Here is an 8,276-nt window from a genome sequence, read left to right as displayed (position 1 = left end):
TGGAAAACCGCCTCGCTGGTCGTCTGCAGCCCCGAAGGGTGTGTCGTCTCAAGCGAGGAGGCGCATTCTACAGACCTGCCGGAGGGAGTCAACAGGCTTTTTGCAAAAACTTTCAAAAAGCCTGAATCGCCTTTCCAAACGCTGATCAGACGAAGAAGAGATGGTGCTTCTTCTTACCCAGTTTAACCAGGAAGAAACGACCGAAACGTGCACTCTCTTTACCGAACAGCGCTTCGGCTTCCATGTTCTGATCCATGGAGCAGCTCTGATCGTTGATCATCACCGCGCTTCTCTGCAGCGCATCTTTGACCTGTTTGCCGTTAGAGGCCACACCAGCTTCCACCAGCAGAGAGGTCAACGACAGCTCAGACAAAGACTCCGGCAACTGCGAGGACGGCAGACCGTCCAGCTGCAACTGGGAGTAGTCATTTTCATCCAGCGCGGAGTGATCACCAGAGAACAGCGCTTCGGTAATACGACGAGCCGCTTCCAGCGCCTGTTCACCATGTACCAGACGAGTGGCCTCTTCTGCCAGGATACGCTGCGCTTCCGGACGACCTTCACGCGCTTTATCTTCAGCTTCAATCTCATCGATGCGTTCAACATCCAGGAAAGTGAAGAACTTAAGGAAGCGGTAAACGTCCGCATCCGGCGTCTGCAACCAGAACTGGTAGAAGGCATAAGGAGAGGTTTTCTTCGGATCCAGCCATACCGCACCACCTTCGGTCTTACCAAACTTGGTGCCATCAGACTTGGTGATCAGCGGCAGGGTCAGTGCGTGAACGGATTTGCTGTTCATCCGACGTACCAGTTCGATACCGCCGGTGATGTTACCCCACTGGTCGGAACCACCGATCTGCAGGGAGCAGCCGTACAGTTCATTCAGTTTCTGGTAGTCGTAGGACTGCAGGATCTGGTAGGTAAACTCGGTAAAAGAGATACCTTCGCCATCACGATCGATACGCTGCTTCACCGACTCCTTGGAGATCATCTTGTTCACACTGAAGTGTTTACCGATGTCACGCAGGAAACTGAGCACATCCACATTGGAGGTCCAGTCGAAGTTGTTGGCGAGGATTGCACCATCTTCACCACCAAAATCGATGAACTGACTGATCTGAGCCTTTAGTCGCTCACTCCAGTTCTGAACGACCTCCGCCGAGTTCAGCTGACGCTCCTGCGCCTTGAAGCTCGGATCACCGATCAAACCGGTTGCACCGCCGACCAGCGCGATCGGACGGTGGCCATAATCCTGAAAACGCTTGAGCATCAGCAGCGGAACCAGGTGCCCAAGGTGAAGACTGTCGGCGGTGGGATCGAAGCCACAATAAAGAGTAACCGACCCTGATTCGAGATGCTCTACCAGCTCCTCTTCGCTGGTCGTCTGCGCAATCAAATCACGCGCCTTGAGGTCTTCAATCAGATTCCGCTTACTCATAGCTGCCTTCTATTTAAATTCAGTTTCGAAAAACAAGGCGCGCATTTTAGCGCTGCCCCTTGACCCAGACAAATGAAACGCCTCGAAAAATGCTCAAGAAATCACCAGCCTGGCAGACACAATAACAGGGAACTTCTATATAATCGGCAGTCATATTGCCATTGGTTCTAATTTCAGTATCGCCAGGTGACACCGTGATCCGAAAAGCCTCAAGTTTTGTTATCAGCCTGCCTAAAGTCCACCTTGCTGCTGCTTCTATCTGTACTGCCATTCTTGGTTCCACTTTATTACTGCTTCCCTCGGAAGAGGTTGAGGCAACTCGCAGCACACTCAAGATCATTCAGCCCGGCGATCAACCCCGGTTGAACGCGCCCCTGGCGACTACTGAGTCTGCCTCTGACGACACAGCCTCCAGCGATCTCCAGAGCCCTGGCAGCGCGACTATCCAGGTTGAGCCTGAAGTTCCTCCAGCCATAGCCGAAGCGCCAGCGCCAGCGCCAGCGCCCATTATCGAGAACTGGATCGATTTCGAGGTGCGTAGCGGCGACAGCCTCAGCACCCTGTTCCAGCGAGCCGGGCTTTCCGCTCGGGATGTGTACCAGGTCAGCCAGGCGACCAAGGAATCCGGCGAGCTATCGCGCCTCTTCCCGGGACAGACCATCTCCTTCCTGATCGAAGGCGGCAAGCTGGAGAAGATGCGTTTCACCGAAGATCGTCTTAACAGCGTAGAACTGGTGCGTAACGACAGCGGGTACTCCATTGACCGGACGACACTGAAACCACGCATCGAGCAGCAAAGCGCCAGCGGAATGATCAGCAACTCACTGTTTGTCGATGCCGAGCGTGCAGGTCTCTCCAGCCGGATGATCATGCAGATGGCACAGATACTGGGTTGGGACGTGGACTTCGCGCTGGATATCCGCAAGGGGGATCACTTCCGCGTACTTTATGAAGAGAAATACCTGGATGGCGAAAAAATCGGGGAAGGCGATATTCTTGCCGTGGAATTCGTCAATGACGGACGCCTCGTCCAGGCGGTCCGCTTTACCGATAGCCATGGCGACAGCAACTACTACACCCCTGAAGGCATGAGCATGCGCAAGGCGTTCCTGCGCTCACCGGTGGACTTCCGCCGTATCAGCTCCAACTTCAACCCCGAACGCTTTCACCCGGTGCTGGGCAAAAAGCGCCCCCATCGCGGCACAGACTATGCTGCCTCAACCGGCACACCTATCAAGGCTGCTGGTGATGGCAAGATCATCTGGCGCGGCACCAAGGGAGGCTACGGGCGCACTATCATTGTTCAGCACGGCGGCAACATCACCACCCTGTACGCTCATATGAACGGATACAAATCCGGCCTTGCCAACGGTTCACGCGTCAAACAGGGCGATGTGATCGGCTACGTAGGCATGTCCGGCACCGCAACCGGGCCTCATCTGCACTACGAATTCCGTCTGAACGGCGTGCATAAGAACCCGGTTACCGTGGATCTGCCCCACGCCAACCCTGTACCGAAGACCGAGCTTGCCGCATTCAACAAGCAGTCAGCTAGACTGATGGCGATGCTTGATGCCGGCCAGCCTGCATTGGCCATGGCCGGCAACGAGCAAACCGACACCCTGAGCAACTAAGCCATGTCCCTCTACCTGGGGCTTATGTCGGGCACCAGCGTCGACGGAGTTGACGCGGTCCTGGCACGCTTTGAGCCCGAATTCGAGATTGTTGCCAGCCACAGCACACCGATCAGCGCGGAACTCAGGCGACGTATACTTGATATGGCTGGCGGCAAAGACGAATCGATCGACAAGCTGGGAATACTGGATAGAGACCTGGCGGATCTGTTCGCGGACGCCGCCAACAACCTGATCGACGCGCACCAGATTCCTCGCCACACGATTACGGCCATCGGCAGTCATGGCCAGACTCTACGTCACCGACCTTCTCTGGGTTTCACGCTGCAGTCGGGAGACCCAAGCCGCATCGCCGAGCAGACCGGGGTAACAACCATCGCCGATTTTCGCCGAAGGGACCTGGCCGCCGGCGGTCAGGGAGCACCACTGGTCCCCGCTTTTCACCGGGCGCTGTTCCAGAAGAGCGGTACGGATCGTGTCATTATCAATATCGGCGGTATGGCCAACCTGACCAGTCTTCCGGGCGATACCGAGCAACCAGTGATTGGTTTCGATACCGGCCCCGGTAATGTACTGATGGATGAGTGGATCAACCAACATCTGCACAAATCCTACGACCGCAACGGTGACTGGAGTACCAGCGGCACAGTGATCAGCGACCTGTTAACCCGGCTGCTCGCTGAGCCTTACTTCCAACTGCCACCGCCCAAAAGCACCGGACGGGAGCTATTCAGCCTGACCTGGCTGAATGACCACCTGAACAGCCTTGACGCAGCCAAGGCGCAAGACGTGCAGGCGACTTTGGCTGAATTAACCGCTGTGTCGATCTGCAAAGCGATAGGATCACTCGGCATGAGCACGCCCGAGCTTTACCTTTGCGGTGGCGGCGCACATAACCGGCATCTGATGCAACGTATTGCAGCGCATGCGCCGGGTTCCAGTGTGCACTCTACTGCGGCGCTGGGACTTGATCCTGACTGGGTTGAAGCGGCCGCTTTCGCCTGGCTGGCCTGGCGCACCGATAACGCTCTCAGCGGCAACCTGCCCGCCGTTACCGGCGCCACGGGTGAGCGTATTCTGGGGGCAATCTACCCTGCCTGACGCACAACCCGCTTAGCCCGAAAAGAATCCAATTCTGAATCGAGACTTACCGAAGCACGGAGACTGAGATCTGGAAACAAAAATGCCGGGACTGGCCCGGCACTTGGATGTTCTGACGTAATCCCTCTGAACCAGGGAATATCAGATGGAGAAGGATGATCCGCAACCGCAGGTGGTGGTCGCGTTGGGGTTGTTGACGATGAACTGAGAGCCCTGCAGCCCCTCGCGGTAATCAACCACGGAGCCAGCCAGATACTGGAAGCTCATCGGATCAACCAGCAGCGTCACGCCGCTCTTAACGATCTCGGTATCGTCATCGGCTTTGTCTTCATCGAACGTGAAGCCGTAAGAGAAGCCAGCACAACCGCCGCCGGTGATATACACACGCAGCTTCAGGTTGTCGTTTTGTTCCTCTTCAATCAGCCCCCGGACTTTAGCCGCCGCCGCTTCGGTAAACTCCAGCGACGTATCCTGTACGTTTTCGCTCATATGACTAGAAATCCTCCACTTGAGGCTGAATTCTCCCTTATACCAACCGTTTTAGTCAAGTATTAAGGCATCAACCCCACCACATTCAGGCCGGCGGTTTCCTTCAGCCCGAACATGATATTCATCACCTGCACCGCCTGGCCGGAAGCGCCTTTAACCAGGTTGTCGATCACCGACAACACCACCACAGTATCGTCATCCTGCGGCCGATGTACGCTGATACGGCAGAAGTTGGAGCCCTTCACGCTACGGGTTTCCGGATGACTGCCGGCCGGCATCACATCCACAAACGGCTCGTTGGCGAAGCGCTCTTCAAACAGCTGCTGCAGGCCCGGATCGACCGGATCCTTGAGTACGGAATAGAGCGTTGCATGAATACCGCGAATCATCGGCGTCAGATGCGGCACGAAAGTCAGACCCACTGGACGACCCGCCGCATTGCCAAGCCCCTGGCGGATTTCCGGCAGGTGACGGTGACCTGAGGCGCCGTAGGCTTTCATGCTTTCGCTGGTTTCGCACAGAAGAGTACCCACACTGGCACCGCGACCCGCGCCACTGACACCGGATTTGCAGTCTGCGATCAGGCGACGGTGATCGACCAGCCCCTGCTCAAGCAGCGGCAGATAACCCAGCTGAGCTGCAGTCGGGTAACAACCGGCACAAGCCACCAGCTGCGCGCCAGCGATCGCTTCGCGGTTTACCTCGGGAAGGCCATACACCGCCTTTTCCACCAGATCCGGGCAGGTGTGCTCCAGCTTGTACCACTTTTCCCAGAGCGGCACGTCCTTGATACGGAAGTCCGCGCCCAGGTCGATAATTCTTACGCCGCGCGCGACCAGTTCCGGCGCCATAGACATAGCAACGCCATGAGGGGTTGCAAAGAAAACCACGTCACAGGCGGCAAGGCGCTCGACGTCGGGGACGGTGAACGCCAGATCGTAGTGACCGCGCAGGTTCGGGAACATGTCGGCCACACGCACACCCTCTTCTGAGCGTGACGTAATGACTTCAACACTGACTTCCGGGTGATTCGCCAGAAGACGCAGCAGCTCGACGCCTGTATAGCCCGTACCACCAACAATACCTACCCTGACCACGGCAACCTCTCATTCATTTTTCAGAACTGTTAATCTTATCCCCCACGCCAAAAGCCGAAGGAATCGGCGGCGCAGAAGAAGTATCATAACGACACACTAGTTCATTGACTATCGAATGCGCATAGAGATCCTGCCGTATGCCCTGGCTTGAACGTTTCCGGCAACGGCTGACCCACTTCGACGCCCTGCCCCAGCTGGTAGTACTGGGCGTACTTTCAGGCCTTTCCACCGGCCTGGTGATTCTGCTGTTTCGTCTGGCCATAGAGCTGCCCCAGCAGTGGCTCCTCCCTGCCGGTATCAGCGAACATTTTGAATCCTTGCCACTCTGGCAGCGTTTCGCTTTCCCCATCATCGGCAGCCTGCTGCTGGTCGGCCTGCTTTACGCCCTGCCCGCAGCTTCTCGTTCGGTGGGTATTCCCCATCTGATCGCACGACTCAATTACCACCAGGGCAAGTTATCGCTCACTAACCTGATCACCCAGTTTATTGGCGGCGCAATAGCCCTTGGCAGCGGCCACAGCGTCGGCCGTGAAGGTCCCGCGGTTTATCTGGGCGGCAGCTGCAGCAGCCTGATCGGGCAGTGGATGAAACTGCCCAACAACACCCTGAGGATACTGATCGGCTGCGGTACCGCAGCGGCTATTTCAGCGGTCTTTAACACACCACTGGCGGGCGTCATCTTCGCCATGGAGGTGGTGCTGCTGGAGTACAGCATCCTCGGCTTTATCCCGATCATCGTCGCTGCCGTGGTCGCCGATGTATTCATGCAGATAACCCTGGGCCACGCCGAAGGCCTGAGCTTGCCGATACTGCCGCTGGATATGCTGCATGACTTGCCGCTGCTGCTGATTCTGGGACTCGGTATCGGCCTGCTCGCTGCAGCCTTTATCGGCACACTGCAGCAAACGCTGCGACTGAGGCGGGTACCTCTGGCGGTTCGGCTGCTATTCGCAGGCTTTATCGCCGGTGCTATTTCCATGGCGCTACCTGAGGTCATGGGTACCGGTTACGACAGTATCGAGGGTGTGTTCGAAAACCCGGACCATCTCGAGTTTCTGCTCCTGTTGCTGATCTGCAAGACACTGCTGACCCCTTTCGTGATCGCCATGGGTATCCCCGGCGGGCTAATCGGCCCCTCGCTGGTGATCGGTGCCGTCGGCGGTGCCCTGCTGGCCGGCACAGCCCGTCATTTGGGTCTGGATATCTCCACCGACCTGTTCGCCATTATCGGCATGGGCTCGATGATGGGCGCGGTACTCAACGCTCCGCTGGCAGCGCTGATCGCCCTGCTGGAACTCACCGATAACTCGGCGATTATCCTTCCCGGCATGCTGGCCATCGTCATCAGCAACCTGACGCTGCGCTCCCTCTTCAAACGACCTTCTGCGTTCCAGGCGATACTTCAGGCGCAGGGGCTGGATATTAACCAGGCGCCGGTGGCCCAGGCGCTTTCCCGCGCCGCAGTCGGTAGCCTGATGGACCGGGACTTTATTTCAACTCCGGGCCAGAGCACGCCGGAATTGCTGAGCCGCCTGCTGCAAAGCTCTCCGCGCTGGATTCTGGTCGAACGCCAGAATGAGAGAGCTCTAATGCCGCCCGGCGATATCCGCAGCTGGCTTGAGAACCACATTGGCGATAAAGGCGTTGGCGAGAAGGATAAACCCGCCACCGTGGACCTGATGCAAATCCCGGCTACACGCCAGGATGCGATCAACATCTACTCCCGCTCCACCCTGCACGAGGCCTGGGAGCTGATGAGCGCCAAAGGCGTCAGCGCACTGCTGGTTGTCAGCAACCAGGACAAACCTCTCGGCGTGATCAGCCACCGCCAGATCGAAGAGTTCTACCACCACAGACAGGCACTATGAACGCAGTCAAACCCGGCCTATACGGCATCACCGATTCCACCCTTATGCCCGATGACCGCACCCTGCTCGATGCGGTCGAAAAAGCCCTGCGCGGCGGCGCCAGCCTGATCCAGTATCGGGATAAATCCGATGACGATGACAAACGCCTGCGCCAGGCCCGCGCCCTGAACCAGCTTTGCCAGCAATACCAGGTACCGCTACTGATCAATGACGACGCGCAACTGGCTTTCAACTCCCGCGCCAGCGGTGTTCATCTGGGCCAGACCGATGGTTCGCTGCAGCAGGCCCGTGACCTGTTGGGGCCCGATGCCATTATCGGCATCACCTGCCACGACCAGCTCGACCTTGCCCTGCTGGCCAGGGAGGGTGGCGCAGATTACGTCGCCTTCGGCGCTTTCTTCGCCTCCAAAACCAAGCCCAACGCCCAGCCGGCGCCACTGACTCTGCTGCAGCAGGCGCGGCAGCAGCTGGACTGCCCGATAGTGGCGATTGGCGGTCTCAGTGTGGATAATGCCAGCCAGGTTATTTCCGCCGGCGCGGACCTGGTCGCCGTGGTTCATGCTCTCTTTGCAGCCGACGACATCGAGACCCGCGCCCAGGCATTCAGCCGCCTGTTTGCCCGTTGAATTCCAGTTTCATCCATTAAAGA

The 8,276-nt window shown here is 57.6% G+C and carries 8 protein-coding genes; 5 read left to right on the top strand and 3 right to left on the bottom strand.

The features are described from left to right. Positions 1–186, top strand: a 186-nt coding sequence (locus CLV83_RS22705) for a hypothetical protein (RefSeq protein ID WP_207894928.1), incomplete at its 5' end; no start/stop codon positions are given. Here the strand turns inward: CLV83_RS22705 and tyrS are convergent. Then, positions 146–1,438 (bottom strand): tyrosine--tRNA ligase, encoded by a 1,293-nt coding sequence (gene tyrS, locus CLV83_RS17080; RefSeq protein ID WP_132295225.1) that lies wholly within the window; start codon positions 1,436–1,438, stop codon positions 146–148. The two genes, CLV83_RS22705 and tyrS, sit on opposite strands and share 41 nt — an antisense overlap. Before the next feature lie 194 nt (positions 1,439–1,632). On the opposite strand from tyrS, the gene CLV83_RS17075 reads away from it, so the two are divergent. Then, on the top strand, positions 1,633–3,072 hold the full coding sequence (locus CLV83_RS17075) for an OapA family protein (protein WP_132295222.1): 1,440 nt from the start codon (positions 1,633–1,635) through the stop codon (positions 3,070–3,072). Between the two features lie 3 nt (positions 3,073–3,075). Further along, a complete protein-coding gene (locus CLV83_RS17070) occupies positions 3,076–4,173 on the top strand; it encodes an anhydro-N-acetylmuramic acid kinase (RefSeq protein ID WP_132295219.1) in 1,098 nt (365 codons plus the stop codon). A 141-nt stretch (positions 4,174–4,314) separates the two neighbouring features. On the opposite strand, the gene erpA is transcribed toward CLV83_RS17070, so the two are convergent. Next, positions 4,315–4,662 carry an iron-sulfur cluster insertion protein ErpA gene (gene erpA / locus CLV83_RS17065; RefSeq protein ID WP_132295216.1) on the bottom strand — a complete coding sequence of 116 codons (348 nt, stop codon included), beginning with the start codon at positions 4,660–4,662 and terminating at the stop codon, positions 4,315–4,317. Positions 4,663–4,724: 62 nt separating this feature from the next. Further along, on the bottom strand, positions 4,725–5,759 hold the full coding sequence (gene argC, locus CLV83_RS17060) for an N-acetyl-gamma-glutamyl-phosphate reductase (RefSeq protein WP_132295213.1): 1,035 nt from the start codon (positions 5,757–5,759) through the stop codon (positions 4,725–4,727). 137 nt (positions 5,760–5,896) lie between these two features. On the opposite strand from argC, the gene CLV83_RS17055 reads away from it, so the two are divergent. Both CLV83_RS17055 and thiE read left to right on the top strand, forming a co-directional pair. Continuing rightward, positions 5,897–7,627, top strand: a complete 1,731-nt coding sequence (locus CLV83_RS17055) for a chloride channel protein (RefSeq protein WP_132295210.1) — start codon at positions 5,897–5,899, stop codon at positions 7,625–7,627. Further along, entirely contained in the window at positions 7,624–8,253 is a 630-nt protein-coding gene (gene thiE, locus CLV83_RS17050) for a thiamine phosphate synthase (protein ID WP_132295207.1), read from the top strand. The genes CLV83_RS17055 and thiE overlap by 4 nt, the downstream gene beginning before the upstream one ends. The last annotated feature ends 23 nt before the right edge of the window (positions 8,254–8,276 follow it).

The sequence above is a fragment of the Marinobacterium mangrovicola genome (genome assembly GCF_004339595.1).
Taxonomy (GTDB): domain Bacteria; phylum Pseudomonadota; class Gammaproteobacteria; order Pseudomonadales; family Balneatricaceae; genus Marinobacterium_D; species Marinobacterium_D mangrovicola.
Note: the sequence above shows the minus strand (reverse complement) of the source record. Positions and strands in the feature narration are given on the sequence as shown.

Coding starts and splice junctions, on each gene's coding strand:
- CLV83_RS17055 (WP_132295210.1), top strand. CDS start 5,897: ATGCCCTGGCTTGAACGTTTCCGGCAACGGCTGACCCACTTCGACGCC.
- tyrS (WP_132295225.1), bottom strand. CDS start 1,438: ATGAGTAAGCGGAATCTGATTGAAGACCTCAAGGCGCGTGATTTGATT.
- CLV83_RS17070 (WP_132295219.1), top strand. CDS start 3,076: ATGTCCCTCTACCTGGGGCTTATGTCGGGCACCAGCGTCGACGGAGTT.
- thiE (WP_132295207.1), top strand. CDS start 7,624: ATGAACGCAGTCAAACCCGGCCTATACGGCATCACCGATTCCACCCTT.
- erpA (WP_132295216.1), bottom strand. CDS start 4,662: ATGAGCGAAAACGTACAGGATACGTCGCTGGAGTTTACCGAAGCGGCG.